Annotated in this window: 17 protein-coding genes and 1 tRNA gene; all 18 read left to right on the forward strand. The window is 48.0% G+C overall.

Going from position 1 to position 17,661, the window contains the following annotated elements:
- Positions 1-54 precede the first annotated feature (54 nt).
- Positions 55-1,932 (forward strand): ABC-F family ATP-binding cassette domain-containing protein, encoded by a 1,878-nt coding sequence (locus tag GX019_08100; GenBank protein HHT37121.1) that lies wholly within the window; start codon positions 55-57, stop codon positions 1,930-1,932.
- Positions 1,932-2,603 carry a DnaD domain protein gene (locus tag GX019_08105; GenBank protein HHT37122.1) on the forward strand — a complete coding sequence of 224 codons (672 nt, stop codon included), beginning with the start codon at positions 1,932-1,934 and terminating at the stop codon, positions 2,601-2,603. Before GX019_08100 ends, GX019_08105 begins: the two co-directional genes overlap by 1 nt.
- A complete protein-coding gene (gene dnaB, locus GX019_08110; GenBank protein HHT37123.1) occupies positions 2,587-3,966 on the forward strand; it encodes a replicative DNA helicase in 1,380 nt (459 codons plus the stop codon). Before GX019_08105 ends, dnaB begins: the two co-directional genes overlap by 17 nt.
- Positions 3,967-3,978: 12 nt before the next feature.
- Positions 3,979-4,209, forward strand: coding sequence for a hypothetical protein (locus GX019_08115; protein ID HHT37124.1), 231 nt, complete (start codon positions 3,979-3,981; stop codon positions 4,207-4,209).
- Between the two features lie 15 nt (positions 4,210-4,224).
- Positions 4,225-5,097, forward strand: a complete 873-nt coding sequence (gene rsmA / locus GX019_08120; GenBank protein ID HHT37125.1) for a 16S rRNA (adenine(1518)-N(6)/adenine(1519)-N(6))-dimethyltransferase RsmA — start codon at positions 4,225-4,227, stop codon at positions 5,095-5,097.
- 78 nt (positions 5,098-5,175) lie between these two features.
- Positions 5,176-6,057 carry a sporulation peptidase YabG gene (yabG, locus tag GX019_08125; GenBank protein HHT37126.1) on the forward strand — a complete coding sequence of 294 codons (882 nt, stop codon included), beginning with the start codon at positions 5,176-5,178 and terminating at the stop codon, positions 6,055-6,057.
- A 47-nt stretch (positions 6,058-6,104) separates the two neighbouring features.
- Complete coding sequence (locus GX019_08130; GenBank protein HHT37127.1) at positions 6,105-6,371, forward strand: hypothetical protein; 267 nt, start codon at positions 6,105-6,107, stop codon at positions 6,369-6,371.
- Between the two features lie 56 nt (positions 6,372-6,427).
- Positions 6,428-7,708, forward strand: a complete 1,281-nt coding sequence (locus GX019_08135; protein HHT37128.1) for a hypothetical protein — start codon at positions 6,428-6,430, stop codon at positions 7,706-7,708.
- 85 nt (positions 7,709-7,793) lie between these two features.
- On the forward strand, positions 7,794-9,386 hold the full coding sequence (locus GX019_08140) for a DUF3794 domain-containing protein (protein ID HHT37129.1): 1,593 nt from the start codon (positions 7,794-7,796) through the stop codon (positions 9,384-9,386).
- Positions 9,387-9,469: 83 nt separating this feature from the next.
- Positions 9,470-9,901 (forward strand): DMT family transporter, encoded by a 432-nt coding sequence (locus GX019_08145; protein HHT37130.1) that lies wholly within the window; start codon positions 9,470-9,472, stop codon positions 9,899-9,901.
- Between the two features lie 55 nt (positions 9,902-9,956).
- Positions 9,957-10,820 (forward strand): 4-(cytidine 5'-diphospho)-2-C-methyl-D-erythritol kinase, encoded by an 864-nt coding sequence (locus GX019_08150; GenBank protein HHT37131.1) that lies wholly within the window; start codon positions 9,957-9,959, stop codon positions 10,818-10,820.
- A 13-nt stretch (positions 10,821-10,833) separates the two neighbouring features.
- The gene (locus tag GX019_08155; protein ID HHT37132.1) at positions 10,834-11,601 is read left to right on the forward strand and encodes an NTP transferase domain-containing protein; all 768 of its coding nucleotides are present in this window, start codon (positions 10,834-10,836) and stop codon (positions 11,599-11,601) included.
- Between the two features lies 1 nt (position 11,602).
- Entirely contained in the window at positions 11,603-12,442 is an 840-nt protein-coding gene (gene purR, locus GX019_08160; GenBank protein HHT37133.1) for a pur operon repressor, read from the forward strand.
- 1 nt (position 12,443) lies between these two features.
- Positions 12,444-13,481: a uroporphyrinogen decarboxylase gene (locus GX019_08165; protein HHT37134.1), complete on the forward strand. Its 1,038-nt coding sequence runs from the start codon at positions 12,444-12,446 to the stop codon at positions 13,479-13,481.
- Positions 13,481-14,185 (forward strand): hypothetical protein, encoded by a 705-nt coding sequence (locus GX019_08170; GenBank protein ID HHT37135.1) that lies wholly within the window; start codon positions 13,481-13,483, stop codon positions 14,183-14,185. The genes GX019_08165 and GX019_08170 overlap by 1 nt, the downstream gene beginning before the upstream one ends.
- 20 nt (positions 14,186-14,205) lie before the next feature.
- A complete protein-coding gene (locus GX019_08175; GenBank protein ID HHT37136.1) occupies positions 14,206-15,930 on the forward strand; it encodes a DUF4445 domain-containing protein in 1,725 nt (574 codons plus the stop codon).
- Positions 15,931-16,012: 82 nt separating this feature from the next.
- Positions 16,013-16,083, forward strand: a tRNA-Gln gene (locus GX019_08180).
- A gap of 197 nt (positions 16,084-16,280) precedes the next feature.
- A complete protein-coding gene (gene glmU / locus GX019_08185) occupies positions 16,281-17,657 on the forward strand; it encodes a bifunctional UDP-N-acetylglucosamine diphosphorylase/glucosamine-1-phosphate N-acetyltransferase GlmU (GenBank protein HHT37137.1) in 1,377 nt (458 codons plus the stop codon).
- Positions 17,658-17,661: the final 4 nt, after the last annotated feature.

A 17,661-nucleotide genomic window follows, 5' to 3' on the forward strand; every position in this document is an offset into this window, starting at 1 on the left:
GTAACAGGAATTAAACCGAACAATGTTGTATTTAAGTAGGCAGGAGGATTCACCATGCAGATAATCAATCTTACAAAATATTATGCAGATCAGCTGATCTTCGCGCAGGTTTCAGCTGTAGTAAATAAAGGTGAGCAAATCGGTTTAGTCGGAGCTAACGGCACAGGAAAAACTACCCTGCTGCGCATTATTTCTGGTGAAGTACTCCAAGACGAAGGTGAGTTAATTAAACCGCAGAACTACCGCATCGGTTATCTTAAGCAGATGCTGCCTGAAACAGAACTTAGTGTACTGGAGTATCTAAAAGAGGCTTATGCTGAGCTGCTATCGGTTCAAGACCAGATGCGCCGCTTGGAGCAGGAATTAGCTTTTCCGGAAGTCTATGAGAATCCTGAGCTTCTGGATACAAAAATGCAGCAGTACGCTGAAATTCAGCAGCAGTGGGAAACTTTAGGCGGCTATACTTATCAGGCGCAGATCAACAGCACAGTTTTGGGTTTAGGCCTCCGCCTTGATGATTTAGAAAAACCGCTCACTGCATTAAGCGGTGGGGAGCGGGTCAGGGCGCAGTTGGCCAGGCTGCTTCTGGAAGCCCCGGATCTGCTTCTTTTGGATGAGCCTTCCAACCATCTTGATCTGGATGCGCTGGAGTGGCTGGAGGATTTTCTCCAGAGTTATCCCAACGCAGTAATAATTGCCTCTCACGACCGCTACTTTCTTGACCGTTTTGCCAATAAGATTTGGGAACTTTCGGATCACACTCTGTATCAATACCGGGGTGGTTTTTCCGCTTATCAGGTTATGCGCCAGCAGCGATTGGAGCAGACACAGCAGCAGGCTGAAAAGCAGCAGGAAGAAATCGCTAAGATTGAGGCGTTTATTCGGAAGTTCGGCGCGGGAACCCGCGCATCCCAGGCTAAGAGCCTGGCCAAAAAGCTGGAGAAAATGGAGCCTGTTTCGGTCAGCAGTGAGCCCCAGAGCATCGAATTTCAATTTCGTCCCCAGCGCCAAACCGGTGTAAAAGTAGTGAATTTCGACGAAATTTATAAGAAATATGATAAAGTAGTCTTGGATCATGTCAGCGGCGAGATCCGCCGGGGAGACCGGATTGCCCTTTTGGGAGCGAATGGTTCAGGTAAGTCCACGCTTTTAAAGATTCTTGCCGGCCGCCTTGACTATTCCGGTACAATTGAGTGGGGTGCCAATATCGATCTGGGCTATTTTGACCAGCACTTGGAATTGGAACACAACCAGACTGTCCTGGACGAGCTGTATTTGACCTATGATTTGGATTATGGGCAGCTCCGCAATATTTTGGCGCGATTCTTATTTACCGGGGATCAAGTTTTTCAATCAGTTCAGGTTCTCAGCGGCGGTGAGCGCAACCGTCTGCTGCTGGCTAAGTTATTTCTTGCTGCTCCAAACGTTATGCTTTTGGACGAGCCTACCAACCATTTAGATATTTATGCCCGGGAAGCGCTTGAATCCGCCCTCAGCGAATACACCGGCACGATGCTATTTGTTACCCATGACAGGTATTTAGTCGATCTGCTCGCTACCAGGCTGTGGATTCTGGAGAATGGTAAGATCACCGAGTTTGCAGGTAATTACTCGCAGTACCGTGAATACTTAAGAGCCGAACAGCAGCAGAGGACCAAAGAAAAAAAAGAAAAGGCTAAACCTCAAACTGCTGCGCAGCCCAGCCATCGCAAACTGAATCAGGAACGAGAGCGGATTGAAGCAGAGATTTTCCGCTGCGAGCAGGAAAAATCTGAATTAGAAGCAAGAATGGCGGATCCGGAATTCTACCAAGATCCTGATGAGGTTAAACGAGTGAATCAAATTTACCAAAAACTAACAACTGAGCTGGAGGATTATTATCAACAGTGGGAACAGCTTGTTGATACTATCCAAATAAAGGATGATGAATAATGTCTGACAGGCATTCGGAAGGCATTGTGATTAAAGGGTTAGAGAAGCTGCCGCTTCAAATACCGGTGGAACTTTTGATTGCCCAGAAAACTCTGGGTATTACTGCAGTGATGGTGTGGATCAATATGGCTATGTTTGTACAGCAGAACCAGCCGGTAAATATTGCTTTAATCAGCGAAGCAATGGACATCACAAAAACAGATGTTAACAAGGCTTTAGCCCGCTTAGCGGACTATGGCTGGATCAATGATGAGGGGTATGAGATTAAACTCTGTATTCCAGAGTCCAAACCGGCTGAGCCCGATGTTGAACTGCTGGACCCTCAGCAGAGAGGCTTTGAGTGGCTGATTAATTTCTGGACAAACAAAGTGGGAGCACCCAGTCCGGAAGAAATGCAGACGCTTTTGTTCTGGGTAGAAACAAAGCAGGTTTCCCATGATGTGGTGGCGGTGGCAGTAGAAGAGATGTGCTCTGCTACCGATAACCCCAATATGGGTTACCTGGAAGGAATACTGCGCAATTGGACTATGGAAGGTGTTTATACCTATCAGCAGCTGCTGGACAAACCTTATCTAGCAAGAGTGCTGCAGCAAGCGCAAACCAAGGCGCAAATTCACCCCGAAGCCGAGCGCAAGTGGAAGGAGTTATTCCCAGATGAGTTCGATTCCTAAAACAGTACAGACCCTGCCCATAGACATTGAGGCGGAAAAGCGGGTCTTAGGCATTTTAATTAAATATCCGCAGGAAATAGACTATATTATTGAAAGACTGCGCCCGGAGCATTTTTACTATCCTGAGCACCGCAAGATTTACGAAGTAATTCTTAATTTATACACTCAAGCGGGGCGGATTTCCTATACTCAGATCTACAGTGAACTGCGAAAAAGCAAAGCCTTTGCCAATCCTGCGCAGGTACTGATGGGCTTAACTGAATCGATTGTAGCAATCAGCGAGCTGCAGCCCAGCGTAGAGCTGATTTTATACAAAGCCGGGCTGAGGAGGATTTTAGAAGCAGCTCATACCATCGAAAGTATGGTAGCCAAGGAGGAAGGTCAGGATCTTTCTGAGATTCAAGCCACAGCCCAAGAGCTGATCTTTGCTGCTACCGAAAGCCATCTAGAAGGAGAATCAGATGCAAAGTCCCTCCTAGAGGTATTAAACAAATGCTATGTAAAGCTGATTGAGAGGCGTCAGGGCTTAGACAGTGCCTATGGGCTGTCGGTGCGTTTTCCGTCGGTGGACGCCATGACAACTGGATTCAAGAAAAAGGACTTGATTATTCTGGCTGCTCGACCCAGTATGGGTAAAACAGCTTTTGCCCTGAATATGGTTGTTAATGTGGCTAAGCGCAATATTCCAGTCTTGATCTTCAGCTTAGAGATGGATGATGAGCAGATCGGTGACCGGATCGTATTATCCGAGTTCTTCAGCTATAAAGATCAGGGTGATGTTGAGATTACCTCAGCTGAGTATCAGACAAAATTAAGTGATGAGCAGTTTGCTCTGGCGCAGAGCGTCTTTAACGAGCTGTACCAGCTGCCCATTACTATTGTAGATAAAAGGGGCTTATCATGCGCGGAAATTCGGGCTAAAGCCCGGAAAGTCAAAGCTAATCAGCCTGATTTAGGTCTGATCGTCATCGACTACCTGCAGTTGATTAAACCGCCATCCGGTTCATCGGGTCGCACCTGGTCTTTAATCGTGGGCGAAATCGTGCGGGAACTGCGGGATTTAGCCGGAGAACTGGATGTGCCGATCATTCTCATTTCGCAGCTGAATCGCTCGGTGGAGAGCCGGGATAACAAGCGTCCGATGATGTCGGATCTGCGGGATTCGGGAAATATTGAGGAATTTGCGGACGTAGTCATGTTCCTCTATCGGGATGATTACTACAACCCGGAGCGGGCTGAAGCCGAAGGCACCAAGGGTGAGGTGGAGATTATTTTCGCCAAGCAGAGGAAAGGGCCGACCGGAACGGTGAAGTTGAAGTTTATCAAAGAATACACGCGTTTTATTGATGAATTTGTCCAATAGGCTGGTGAAACCATGGGTTTATTTGAAGACCTGGAGCGGGTTAAGCTGAGATTTATTACGGTTTGTGAAAGAATGCTCGCTGAGAATTTGATTACCGGAGAGCAGTTTGACGAGATTTTGATCCTTTTGGATAACCTCGACGATTATGATCAACAATATATAAACCAAAAGCTGAATGAATTGACCGGCGGCAAGCTGGACTTACTGTTCTGGGAGCAGAATTCATTCTTCGACCAAAATTAGGGAAGGAAGTTCAGTGTGGATTACAGTCAGTTAACCAGCCCCCGCGCAGTAAAAAAGCTGATGCGGGATTACGAGATCCGCTTTAAGAAGCGGTTTGGTCAAAACTTTCTCGTTGACCGCAATATCTTAAATAAAATCATTGACAGCGCTGAGCTTAAGCCGGATCATTATGTGCTGGAAATCGGCACAGGGCTGGGCACCTTGACTTATGCCTTAGCAGAGCAGTGCCGCAGAGTAATTACTTTTGAGATTGACCATGATCTGGTCCAAATTTTTCGGGAGAATCAGAGCGCAGCTAATGTGCAGCTTATCGCCGGAGATGCCCTAAAGTATGATTGGCGGGAAGTGCTGTTAGAATCCGGCTGGCAGGATGAGCGGGTTAGTTTGGTTGCCAACCTGCCCTATTATCTTACTTCTCCCCTGATAATGAAAGCATTGGAGAGCGGGTTACCTTTTGAATCGATTGTGGTGATGGTGCAGAAAGAAGTTGCTGATAGAATGCAGGCCGAGCCAGGCACTAAAGATTATGGACTGCTGACTCTCGCTGTCGGATACTACGCCGATGTTGAAATTGTCACCAAGGTGCCGCGCACAGTGTTTATACCCGCTCCCGATGTTGATTCAGCCGTGGTTAAACTGACACCACATCCTGTTCATGGGGAGGCGGATCGCAAAGCTTTATTTGCAGTAATGCGGGCGGCCTTTGCTCAAAGGCGCAAGACGCTTAAGAATAACTTGAAGGATTTAATAAAAGAGTGGGGTACCGCGCCAGAAGAATTTGACCGCATTTTAGCAGAATTGGATCTGCCCAAAGATGTGCGGGGAGAATCGCTGTCGCTTAAGCAGTTTATAGAGCTGACGCTGAAATTAACCGCAGAACATCGGTAGTGCTTTCCTATTTCCTCATCAGGAAGGCACTACTTTTTTTGTGATTTCATACACTGAGGATAAGGCGGAGGTGACCCCATGAGAAAAACTAGCGTGGGTGATATGGTCACTCGACGGTCTTATGGTGAAGATATTGTTTTTTATGTCAGGCGGATTTTAGATGCTGATCCTCCCATTGCGCAGCTGATTGGTGTTAATGTGCGGCTGGCAGCCGACAGCCCTTTAGATGATTTAATAGTCTTAGACTACCGCATGAAACCGGCAAGCCCATCGGCTGTTAAAGCTATTATCGCCCAGATCATGCTGCAGCGAACCAAGCCGGTGCCGAGAATTGATGCTCGTCCGGAGGCGGCCAAAACAGATTATGTGGCTATTCCTGGTCGGGTTCTCCATGTCGATGGAGAAGAGCATTATCTCAACCAATGCTTGGCGCTGTACAGCAATCTGAATGTTCCTGTAATCGGCCTGCATATTCCAGAACCGGAACAGCCTGTTAAAATCAGGTCTGTATTGGAAAAATACAATCCGGATATATTAGTTATAACAGGGCATGATGGCCTGCTGCGCAAAAACAGCAATCGCGATTTTTTGATCAACTACCGCTCCAGCCAGTATTTCGTCGAGACTGTGAAGCAGGCCCGCCTCCACGATTCTAATCGCGACGGACTGGTGATTATTGCCGGCGCGTGCCAAAGCCATTTTGAAAGCTTGATTGAAGCCGGAGCAAATTTTGCCAGTGCGCCGGAGCGGGTGATGATTCACTGTTACGATCCGGTTTTTGTTGCGGAGAAAATTGCCTACACCCCCTTTACCCAGGTTGTCAATCTGCCGGAGCTGTTCTATGCTACGATCAGCGGCAAAGACGGTGTTGGGGGAGTAGAAACCAGGGGCAAGCTGCGCCAGGGTTTTCCCCGAATCAAATCATGGCTGCCTGTAAAATCTTATGAAAAACAGCATTAAAACAGATGCAGCAGGATACGACAGCACATTACAGGAAGGTGAGCGAAATGCAGACAAATATGAATCAACTCGATCAAATCAAGCTCAATCTGGATGCATGTGTTGGCAAAAAGATCAAACTAAAGGCGAACAAAGGGCGCAAGAAAATCGTAGAAGCAGAAGGAATTCTGGAAAATACCTACCCAAACATTTTTGTGATTAAGCTGGATAAATCCAGCGCAATTAAAAGACTTTCCTACACCTACGCAGATATCCTGACCGAGACTGTAGAACTAACCATCGACAACAACCGCATTGGCACAGTAGGACTTTAGAGTTATGAAGCATCGTGAAAACGGTGCTTTTTTTAATGGCTCGCTCATAATTTTAAATGAGAGGGCGTGAAGCTGTGTTGAGCAGAAAAAGAAATCTTAGTCTAGGTTCCCGGGTTTTAAAAATAGGCGCCCGGGGTGCCGATGTGGGACAGCTGCAGCAAAAACTTAAAAGTTTCGGTTACGAGCCTGGTCCGGTTGATCATGTATTCGGCTATTTAACTCAGGAAGCGCTGGAGTTCTTTCAGCGGGATTATCGCCTCAGAATCGATGGCATTGCCGGCCGAGAAGTTTTTGAGCTGTTAAAGCAGGATAAGCTGCCGGTTACCCGGCGCGTGCATGTTGTTCAGCCGGGTGAAACTCTTGCGGAGATCGCTGGCAAATATCAAGTTGGGCCGGAGGCCTTTTTTGATCATCATCAGAAAACAATTTATCCTGGACTGCAGCTGGTTTTCTTTGACCGGGAAGTGTGGGGTGTGCATCCTTTTGATCTGCCCGGCAGCAGTTCTTTTGATACAAACCAAGACTTAATGACCGGAGTGTTTATTCCCATCAATCCAGAAGCAGGCATCCCGTCCCGGCTGAAATCAATTCCCGGTTCAAAAATAGCTCAGATCGAGTTTGCCAGCGAAGAGCTGGTCAGCACACACACCGTCTTAACCAAACGGAAAGTAAGGAAAAACTTTTTTAAGTTTATAAAAGAGGTTTCCGCTGTAACTGACGGGATCTATCTGGCTTGGGAGCAGATCTCTCGAGTAGATGGCTTCCGCTATTTGCGCTTTCTGCGGCGGTTAAAAAAGCAGCTGGGCAGCAAACGTCTGCTTATTGCCCTGACACTTAAGATGCCGCGCTGGAATCTGCTGGGCGGAATTGATTTTACCCAAGTGAGCCGCGCAGTAGATCAGGTTGTGATTAAGCTTGATACCTCTGATCCGAATTCGTTTGGAGTAGATAAAAATCGGTACGAGCACCTGATCCACCACATGCTCAACTCTGTTCCGGCTTATAAGATTCTGCTGTCAATTCCAGTTTGGGGCGCTGCCTGGAATCCCACGGAGCCTGCGGCGTGGGAGCGGCTCAGTCACAGTCAAGCTTTAACCACAATTTTTCGGCATGGTGCCCGTCCCGATCGGGATGAGGAGGGCGCAGCGTTTTATCGGTATTTCTATCAAGGGGAAGAATGGCGGCTGCAGATCACATCCCTTGACCAGCTGAATGAAGTTATTGCTCTGGTCAACCGCTATAACTTAGCCGGAATTGTCCTCGATCGACTTGGGGATGAGGATAAACGTTTGTGGCCTAAGCTGGCGTCTCATTTCTCGATTAGGAGAAAATTGTAAAAGCCTACCTAAAATGAAACATACTTCCCGGGGGTTGCTCATATATATAACTGAATTTCGGTGTAAACATAAGGGGGGAGAACACTTGGGTCTCAAAATAAAAGAGGAGATTTTACATGTTGAGAGTTTAGTAGGTGAGAATACAGCACAGACCGTGCTCCAGACCACACTGGACTTGTCCAGCTCAGCACCGAGTATTGGCAGAGTTGTGTGGGTAAAAGGCACAGCCGTGATCAGTGATGCAGCGGCAGCTTCGGATAAAGTTAATTTAGATGGATATATTGACTTAACTCTGATCTATGCCGCAGAGGATTTCGATGAAGGGCCTGCCAGTTATCAGGTGATTCCATACCGCCAGGCGATTGCTTTCAGCGATTATGTAGAAGTAATCGGTGCTGAAGAAGGCATGCGAGTCAGCACCAAAATCGACCTCTTGGGGATAGAGTGGGAGCTGCAGTCTGATCAGCGGGCTGTAAGTGTCGATGTGTTAGTGCAGTTAACAGCAGAGGTCAAACAGCAGTCCCGGATTCAGGCAGTTACCAGCGCGAGTGTAAAACCGCCTCGCAAACTGGCTGTGGATGACGGAGTGTTTACGGTTCGCTCACTGCTTAAACCAGTTTTCACTTCGTTGGGTGTAAACCAAGAACTAAGCCTGCCAGAATCGGCGGAACCGATTCATTTTATCTTAGACTGCCAGCCAAAGCCGATAATATTAGAGACCGTAATAAACCAGGAGCAGATTACTTTAACAGGCAATCTTAATGTCAATTTAATTTATCTTGATGAAAACGGCAGCATCCACTCCAATGCTTTTAAAAATGTGTTCCCGTTTACGGTTTCTGTTCCCAATGAAACAAAGATCACCGATCTAGCGGTTGAGCCGGAGGTCACAGCCGAGATCAAAACTGTCTTGAGCCCCTCCAGCGGCAGCTTTACCTTAACAGGCGATCTGCGCTTTAAAGTGGCTTTATTTGAGTCCAAGCAGGTTCGGATTGTGTTTGATCTTGCCGGCTCAGGCGGGTGCGTAGTGGAAACCAGGACTGAACCGGTAATGCTCGATCATTTGGTTAATGAAAAGACCCAGCAGGCGTCTGCTCAGGGTGTGCTTGAACTCAGCGGCAGCTACCCGCCAATTAGAGAGATTGTTGGCTCGGAAGGCAGAGTTGTCAACTATGATTTCCGTGTTGATGACGATAAAGTTTTTGTGGAAGGCTCGATCAGCCTTGAGTTTGCCTACCTAGCCCATATCGAAGATGAGCACAAGCCTCTGTACTGGGCAGCATTCAATAATGCGGTTCCATTCCAGCAGGTAATCGCCATTGGTGGTGTGCAGCCGGGTATGATTGCTGATTTAGAGATCGAAGTAACCGATCTAAATCTCGATCTGATTAACCGGGAAACAATTGAAGTAGATGTTACTTACCGCTCGCGGCTTAAGGTAACTGAACCGGTGCAGCGGGAGATTGTAGTGGAAGCAATTGAAGTGCCTCCCCTGGAGGAGGATCCGCCCACAGTTACCTATGTTTTTGTCAACGAAACCGACACCCTGTGGAAACTGTCTCGGCAGTACCACACTTCCCTGGAAGCGATTCTCGAAGCTAACTCTTGGCTGAGAGAAAGGGAGCAGATGCGGCTGCTGCCGCGAGATAAGCTCTGCATACCGCGGAAAGTTTGGTAAAAAAATGGGTCACCGACTGACCCATTTTTAATTTACCAAAAAAGGGCAATACTAAACTAGATTTTGTTAAGGAGGATGAAGAGATGCTGGCACTAATTACAGCAGCAGTAGCTGGTATTGCCATGGCGGTTCAGGGTTCATTAAACACAGCGTTGAGTAAAAAGATCGGGGTGCTGTCTGGGACTTTTGTAGTCCAGTTGATCGGCACTGGATTTGCATTGCTTCTGTTATTATTTGGCCTGGGCAGCAGCCGCTGGCAGATGCTGTCTCAGGTTTCCTGGTATAACTACTTGGGAGGCGTTATCGGTGTTGGCATTGTGTACGGTGTTATTGCCAGCATAGATAAGGTGGGAGTGGCTGCAGCCACCACCGCAATCATTGTTGGCCAGGTATCGATGGCCGCCCTGGTTGATCATTTCGGCTGGTTTGGGCTGGAGGCAGTTCCTTTTAATTGGTGGAAAGGTATTGGTATAGTCTTGATGGCAGCCAGCGCTTGGATGCTTCTGCATAAATAGAATGCAGGAAAATTCCCCCATGTGCGGAATATTTCTATGGTAATGGGGTGAATTTATGGAAGCAATTGTCGTAAGAGCTCATGGCAAAATCAATTTAACCCTGGATGTGCTCAAAAGGCGCTGCGATGGTTACCATGAGATCCGCAGCATTATGCAGTCGATAGCTCTGGCTGATACGGTGGAGGTTGGTAAAGCCGATGCCGGAATCGATCTCAAGGTGAATATTAACTTTGCCAAACCCGAAGATAATCTAGCTTATCAAGCCGCCAAACTCTTTTTTGCTGCGGCCAAGATTGAGGGAGGAGCGAGCATCCGTTTGGAAAAACAGCTTCCCTTAGCAGCCGGTTTGGCAGGAGGCAGTGCCGATGCGGCAGCTGTGCTTTGGGCTTTAAATTATCTGCACGGCGAGCCATTTGTCCTTGAGGAACTGCAGTCCTTGGGGAAAAGGCTGGGAGCCGATGTCCCCTTCTGCCTGCAGGGTGGAACTCAGCTGGCGGAAGGAATTGGCGAGAAGTTAACTCCGCTTCCTCAGATACCCGAATATCATTTGGTTTTGGTGAAACCAGAGCAGTCGATCAGTACAAAGCAGGTTTATCAGGCTCTGGAGCCAAAGCATTTTGGAGATAATTACAGCCACAGAATGGTACAGGCATTACAGCATCAGCAGGACTTTACCGATTGCTTTGGCAATGTGATGGAGCAGGTCAGCATCGCATTTGTACCTGAGATCAAACTCTGGCGCGAGCGCATGCTGGATGCCGGTGCTTCCGCGAGTTTTATGTCTGGAAGCGGTCCTACGACCGTGGGCGTTTTTACCTCGTTGGTAAAGGCGGAGCAGTTTATCCGGAACTGGGAACACCAATGCTGGATGACTGTAACAAAGCCGTATAATCATGGGATTTCAGTCGTAAAGGAATAGAGGTGGCACATCAATGCGGGTGGATGCGATCGTCCTTGCAGGTGCGAAAAATGATGGGAAGCTGCAGGAAATCAGTTCTTGCCAGTACGAAGCACTGATTGAGATTAACAGCAAACCGATGCTCAGCTATGTGATCAGTGCTCTGAAAAAATCAGCGCAGATCGGAAAAATAGTTGTGATCGGATATCCTGAATTCCGGGATTACCTGGATGAGGATATTATCCTGCTGGAATGCGGCGAATCGCTGGTGGACAATATCGAAATCGGTATGGATTATTTAGGAGCGCGGAATCATGTGCTGGTGGTCACCTCTGATATTCCGATGCTGACTTGCGAGGCAGTAGATGATTTTATCAAGCGCTGTCAAGGCTATACTGAAGATTTATTTTACCCAATCGTAAGCAAAACCGCTAATGATCAAGTATATCCGGGTGTAAAGAGAACTTATGTTCAGCTTAAGGACGGTATTTATACAGGCGGGAACATGGTGTTGATGACGCCTGAGTTTATCCGGGATGCCCGGCATGTGATTCACCATGTAGTCAGACTGCGGAAAAAGCCGTTTCAAATTGTAAGGCTTTTGGGACTGCGATTTTTAATCAAGTTTGTGCTGCGGCGGTTGACCATTGCCGAAGTAGAGAGCCGGGTTCAGAACCTTTTTGGGATTAATGCTAAAGCAGTTATCACCGCTTATCCCCAGATCGGTACCGACGTTGATAAACCCACCGATTTGGAATTAGCCCAACGAGTTCTGCATCAAAACCAGATCAAGGAGGCATAGCATGCGGCGGAGCCAGCGAATCGCAGTCATTACCAAACTGCTGATTGATCATCCGAATCAAATATTTACTCTCAATGAAATTGCCACAGGGATCGGGTCCGCTAAATCTACAGTCAGTGAAGATTTAGCAGTTATTAAATCAGCGTTTGCCGAAATGAAACTGGGTAGGATTGAAACCATTACCGGCGCTGCCGGAGGAGTGCGGTACATACCAAAGCTGTCCAAAGCTGCGCTTGTGGAGCGGGTGGAGAAGATCTGCGCAAAACTGGAGGACCCTGCGCGAATTCTGGCAGGAGGCTTTATTTATCTGAATGATTTAGCTGCAGATCCCACCTTGATTGGGGAAATTGGCGAGATGTTTGCCGACCGGTTTGCAGGTGCGGAGCCGGAATATGTAGTAACTGTCGAAACATCAGGGATTCCTCTAGCGGTGATGACCGCCCGCTATTTGAGTGTTCCCTTGGTTGTGGTGAGGCGGACATCGCGGGTGAGCGAGGGTTCGGTTTTAACAGTCAACTATGTGTCCGGTTCATCGAATCGGATCCAGACGATGTCGCTAGCCCGCCGAGCACTGCCCGTGGGTTCCCGGGTGCTGCTCGTGGATGATTTAATGCGGGCAGGCGGTACACTGCGCGGCTTAACGCAGCTGATGGCCGAATTTGAATCTGAAGTTGTGGGTATGGGTGTGTTGATTGAGATGGAGGGGCCCGCAGAAAAACTAGTTAAAGATTATGTTTCTTTTATCAACCTTAAGCAGGTTGATCCAGTCAACCACATAGTTAAAGCCGCTCCATCGGCCTGGATTATCACTAATACAGAAAAGAAATGTGGGGAGGAATAACATGAAACCGATTGAAAGAGTAGCGTTAACACTTCAGCATAAAGAAGCCGATCGAGTTCCGGTTTATCCGCTTTTATGCGGCGTATCCAGAAAACTGGTGAATGCATCATATCCGCGCTGGAGCACCGATATGGATGTATGCGCTGAAGCCTATGAGAAGGTTACCGAGAAGTTCGATTTAGATGTTATCTGCACACTTATCGACCTTTCGGTAGAAGCTGCCGATTTTGGACAAGAAATTATTTATCCGGAAAACGAAGCAGCTCATCCCAATCATAACAACTATATGTTGAAAAATATCGCTGATATCAGCAGTCTGCAGCCGATCAGTTTAAAAAATGCCACCAGAATGAACGGCATGGTTCAGCTCTGCGACCGGTTAGTTAAGAGCAAGGGGAAAGAAGTACCGGTGGTAGCGTTTGTCTTTGGTCCTTTAGGCGTATTAAGCATGATGCGGGGACAGAGCAATCTGTTTATGGATATCTTTGATGATCCTGATGCTGTCAAGAATGGTGTGGCAGCTGTTACCGAAACACTGCTCGATTATGTCGATGCTCTGGCTGCTACAGGTGTAAACGCCATTATGCTCGATACCCTCTTCGCTTCTCAGTCGATCATGAGCAAAGCCATGTGGCTGGAATTTGAGGGCCAGTATGTAAAGCGGATTGCTGAGCGCATTCGTAAGCACGGCTGCCAGGTCATGATCCATAACTGCGGCAACGGCATTTATTTTGATGCTCAAATTGAAACCATGCAGCCAACAGCGATCTCGTACCTCCACATTCCCGACGACTGTCAATCCCACCAGGAAGTTAAGGAGAAATATGGAGACAAAGTAACCCTGATCGGACATATTCCGCCTACTTGGCTTTTAACTGCCACTCGAGAGGAACTTGAGGAAGAATGCCGCCGAGAAATTGATACTTACAAAGCGGGCGGTGGATTTATCCTGGCTACCGGATGTGAGTATCCAGCTAACTTAGGATTCGAGCACGCTGAGACGATCGTCAGAATGGCTAAGGAATACGGGAAGTATTAATGGTCAAAATCAAAAGATTTGACCCCGGTATAGGCCGCCGCCTGCCGCGGGAGATTGTCCTAAAAGGGATCGGCTATCCCAAAGCTGAGTTGGCTCCGCAGGAGCTGATTAATTTAACTGACGAGTACATTGAGGCTGCGGTAGAGTATGCCGATCCGGCGGTGGTTTACCGTCTGAGCAGTTTTTGGGTGGAGGAACCAAATCAAGTGCGGCTCGCGGATGAACTGATCATCCGCAGCGAGCGGCTGTACGATACTGTCAAAGCATGCGATGGACTGGTGGTTGGTCTGATAACCCTGGGTGCTGATGTGGACAAAAGAATTAAAGCTGTTTCTGACCAGGATGTTTTCGGCAGCTATCTTCTCGATGTAATTGGTTCCTTTGTTTTGGAAATGGTGGCGCAGCAGTGGTGGCAGGAGCTTACCGCTGAGCTCAAGCAGCAGGGATTTAATACGTCTAGTTTTGTATCGCCCGGTTCAGCTGTTTTTCCTTTAGAGGAACAGAAGCAGATTTTCGCATTCCTGCGCCCGGAGCAGATCGGAGTCAGCTTAACGGCTTCCTATTTGATGCAGCCATCTAAGTCCCTGTCTGTGGTAATCGGTTACGGCAGAAACATCGCGCAGGCAAAATACAGCCATGACTGTTCCGCCTGCGATATGACTGACTGTTTAATCAGGGGCATTCATCTTGATTTGAGCGAGTGACGTCGGAAGGAGCAGAACGAGTGAAATGCAGGATTAAGATCCATCTCGATGGGAGAACAGAAACGGTCCATTGTGAATCCGGTGCTGTTCTCCTCGAAGTTCTCTATCAGAATGGTTACAATATCTATGGTCCCTGCGGCGGCAGAGGAAGCTGCGGCAAGTGTCTGGTGAAAATAATCGGAGCTCAATCAGATTCAAAGCTGCGGCTTGCATGCAGAACCGAGGTTACCGGCGATTTAGAGCTGGAGTTAATTCCCCAGCAAGAGCTGAAGATCTTAGCAGAGGATAGGGGGCAGGACTTCCGGGTTGATCCTTATATTAAACTGGAGACCATTTATTTAGCTCCCCCACAAATTGATGATCAGCGAGATTACCTCAGCCGGATTAACTCCATGTTAGGAACAAGAACAGCTGTTCCTTCGGCTCTCAGGAGCCTGTCAGCCCTAGAACAGCAAACTGACTTATCCGTTGTAACTGCTGGCGATAAAATCATCGATATATGTTCAGCAAAAACCCCCCCTCCAGCTTATGGAATTGCGGTGGATATCGGTACCACCACGCTAGTCATGTATTTAATTGATTTGGTAAGCGGTGAGGAGGTGGGCGTCTATGCCTGCGCCAATCCCCAAAGCCGCTTTGGCGGTGATGTGATCACCCGGATTGATCATGCGATTAATCAGCCGCATGGAACCGCCAAGTTAGCAGATGCGCTGGTCAATGCCCTGAATACCGGGATTTCCCAGCTTTGTGATCAGCACAGCCTCACTCGGGAGCAGATTTATCATGCTGTTTTGGTTGGGAATACGGTGATGCTCCATACGCTTTTGGGAGTAAACCCCGGCAGCATTGCCCACGCTCCCTATGTTCCGTTCTTTACCGATGCTCTGGAGTTAGCAGCAAAAGATTTGAATCTAGCGATGAATCCAGATGGTATCGTAGAGCTCCTTCCGGCCGTGTCGAGCTATGTCGGCGCTGACATTATCGCGGATCTGCTGGTGACTGATTTTAACTGCGATGGATGGAAGCTCTTGGTGGACATCGGAACCAATGGCGAAATTGTCCTGGGCAACAAGGATCAGATATTTGCTTGCTCGGCGGCGGCAGGTCCGGCTTTTGAAGGTGCGCGAATTGCCTTCGGCATGAGTGGAATGCCTGGAGCTGTAGCTTCCTATCGGATCACTAACCAGAATCAGATTGAGTACGAGACTATCGGCGGAAGAGAGCCGGTCGGTATCTGCGGCTCGGGCTTGGTGGATATTATCGCGGCGCTGTACACAAACGGATGGCTGACCCCTACCGGAGCTTTCGAGAATAGGGAAGAGCTGGTTGAATACCGCGAGCAGCCCGCATACCAAATTATTCCCAACTATGATATTTTCCTGACCCAAAGGGATGTGCGGGAGTATCAGCTGGCAGCCGGTGCGGTTGCGGCAGGAATCAGGATCCTGATTCAAGAGTCCGGGATTGAATTGGCAGATGTCGACAGGGTTTATCTGGCGGGTGGTTTTGGCAACTACATCAATCCTGAAAGCGCTGCCGCCCTTGGCTTGATTCCGAAAGAGCTGCTAGCGCGGGTGGAGAAGATTGGCAATGGTGCTGGTGCGGGAGCTAAGCGCTGGCTGCTGGACCGCAGTGCTAAAGCGGAAGCATTAGAGCTCAAGCGGCGGATCAAATACATCGAATTGTCGGCACGGGCTGATTTCCAGGAATACTTTACCGATGCCATGTTCTTTCCCGATTATTAATGGTGAATAATTCCTCTAAGTTTATCTCATATTTTGAGTTGATTTTACAAATTCAATTTGCTATACTTTATATGTAGATATTGGGGTGTGGCCAAGTGGTCAAGGCACCGGACTCTGACTCCGGGATCCCTGGTTCGAATCCAGGCACCCCTGCCTTTTCTTTTTCTCACCTCAGCATTGAGGGAGTTTTTTTATTTTATTCACCCTTGTGTATTCAATTTACATATAATGGTGAAGTAGGTGCAAAAAAGTCACAAAAGACTGTCAAAATAAAATAAGCGGCAAATCATAAATTTGGCAGGGAAACGACTTTACAGTACCGAATGCAGTCATGTTTGGTGAAATTTTGGATGACGAGGGGGAGAACATTGCTCACAAGCGCGATCATATTGGCCGCAGGGCAGGGTCAGCGGATGAAATCAGATCTTCCCAAACCACTGCATAAAGTCTGCGGAGTCCCGATGGTGAAGTTGATCGTTGATAATGTCTGTGCTGCCGGGTTTGATCGAGTTTACTTGGTGGTTGGACACGCGGGTGAACAGGTACGCCAGGCAGTTCCGGATATCGAATATGTGGTTCAGGAAGAGCAATTGGGTACCGGACACGCTGTTGATCAGTGCCGTCAGGTCCTGACAGATTTTGATGGTCCAGTGTTAGTTACCTACGCGGACACACCTCTGTTCCGCGCTGAAACATTCAAAGCAATTCTAGATTTTCATCAAAAGCAGCGGGCTGCTGCGACAGTTATTACAGCTGAATTTGCAGATCCGACAGGTTATGGACGAGTAATCAGGGATGATCAGGGGTATATCGAGCGGATTGTTGAGGATAAAGATGCCTCTGAAGCTGAACAGCAAATCAAAGAGATCAATACCGGAACATACTGCTTTGACAGTAAGCTGCTGTTCAAATATTTAGCCGAAATCACGCCCGATAATGCCCAGGCAGAGTACTATCTGCCGGACGTAATACCACTGATGATCCGTGATGGACATACAGCTGCTGCGTATCTGCTCGAGGATCCGGAAGAATCAATTGGTGTAAATGACCGGGTTCAGCTTGCACAAGCGGATCGGATTCTGAGAGAGCGGATCTGTCGGGAGCATATGCTGAACGGGGTTACAATTATTAATCCGGAGCAGACCTATATCGAGCCGAATTGTGAAATCGGACGCGATACGGTGATTTATCCAAACACTTATCTGCAGCGGGGCACTAAAATCGGCAACAGCTGCCTAGTTGGTCCCAATGTACGTTTAGATGCGGCAGAACTTGGAGATCATGTTACTATAGAACAATCGATAGTGCTTGAAAGCAGTATCGGCAGTGAGACAACAGTAGGGCCTTTTGCCTACATTCGTCCCGGCACTGCCATCGGTTCCAAATGCAGAATTGGAGACTTTGTGGAAGTTAAGAACAGTCAAGTTGCGGATCAAAGTAAAATCCCCCATTTATCCTATGTTGGCGATGCAGTTGTAGGCTCAAAGGTGAACATCGGCTGCGGAGTAATCACCGCTAATTATGATGGCAAGCACAAGCATCAAACTGTTATTGAAGACAGTAGTTTTATTGGCTGCAATTCAAATTTGGTGGCTCCGGTTAAGGTCCACCGAGGAGCGTTTGTTGCTGCCGGATCAACCATAACTAAGGATGTGCCGGCCGAAAGCCTGGCAATTGGAAGAGCGCGACAGGTTAATAAAGAGGGATGGAATAAGACGGAGGGCTAGCAAG

This window comes from Bacillota bacterium (assembly GCA_012837335.1).
Classification (GTDB): Bacteria; Bacillota; Limnochordia; order Darwinibacteriales; family DTU012; genus DTU012.

Bases quoted from the DNA above. Each gene is read 5' to 3' on its own strand.
- GX019_08155 (HHT37132.1), top strand. From the start codon at position 10,834: ATGCGGGTGGATGCGATCGTCCTTGCAGGTGCGAAAAATGATGGGAAG.
- GX019_08105 (HHT37122.1), top strand. From the start codon at position 1,932: ATGTCTGACAGGCATTCGGAAGGCATTGTGATTAAAGGGTTAGAGAAG.
- yabG (HHT37126.1), top strand. From the start codon at position 5,176: ATGAGAAAAACTAGCGTGGGTGATATGGTCACTCGACGGTCTTATGGT.
- purR (HHT37133.1), top strand. From the start codon at position 11,603: ATGCGGCGGAGCCAGCGAATCGCAGTCATTACCAAACTGCTGATTGAT.
- dnaB (HHT37123.1), top strand. From the start codon at position 2,587: ATGAGTTCGATTCCTAAAACAGTACAGACCCTGCCCATAGACATTGAG.
- GX019_08145 (HHT37130.1), top strand. From the start codon at position 9,470: ATGCTGGCACTAATTACAGCAGCAGTAGCTGGTATTGCCATGGCGGTT.
- GX019_08115 (HHT37124.1), top strand. From the start codon at position 3,979: ATGGGTTTATTTGAAGACCTGGAGCGGGTTAAGCTGAGATTTATTACG.
- GX019_08100 (HHT37121.1), top strand. From the start codon at position 55: ATGCAGATAATCAATCTTACAAAATATTATGCAGATCAGCTGATCTTC.
- GX019_08150 (HHT37131.1), top strand. From the start codon at position 9,957: ATGGAAGCAATTGTCGTAAGAGCTCATGGCAAAATCAATTTAACCCTG.
- GX019_08135 (HHT37128.1), top strand. From the start codon at position 6,428: ATGAGAGGGCGTGAAGCTGTGTTGAGCAGAAAAAGAAATCTTAGTCTA.
- glmU (HHT37137.1), top strand. From the start codon at position 16,281: ATGACGAGGGGGAGAACATTGCTCACAAGCGCGATCATATTGGCCGCA.
- GX019_08130 (HHT37127.1), top strand. From the start codon at position 6,105: ATGCAGACAAATATGAATCAACTCGATCAAATCAAGCTCAATCTGGAT.
- GX019_08165 (HHT37134.1), top strand. From the start codon at position 12,444: ATGAAACCGATTGAAAGAGTAGCGTTAACACTTCAGCATAAAGAAGCC.
- GX019_08170 (HHT37135.1), top strand. From the start codon at position 13,481: ATGGTCAAAATCAAAAGATTTGACCCCGGTATAGGCCGCCGCCTGCCG.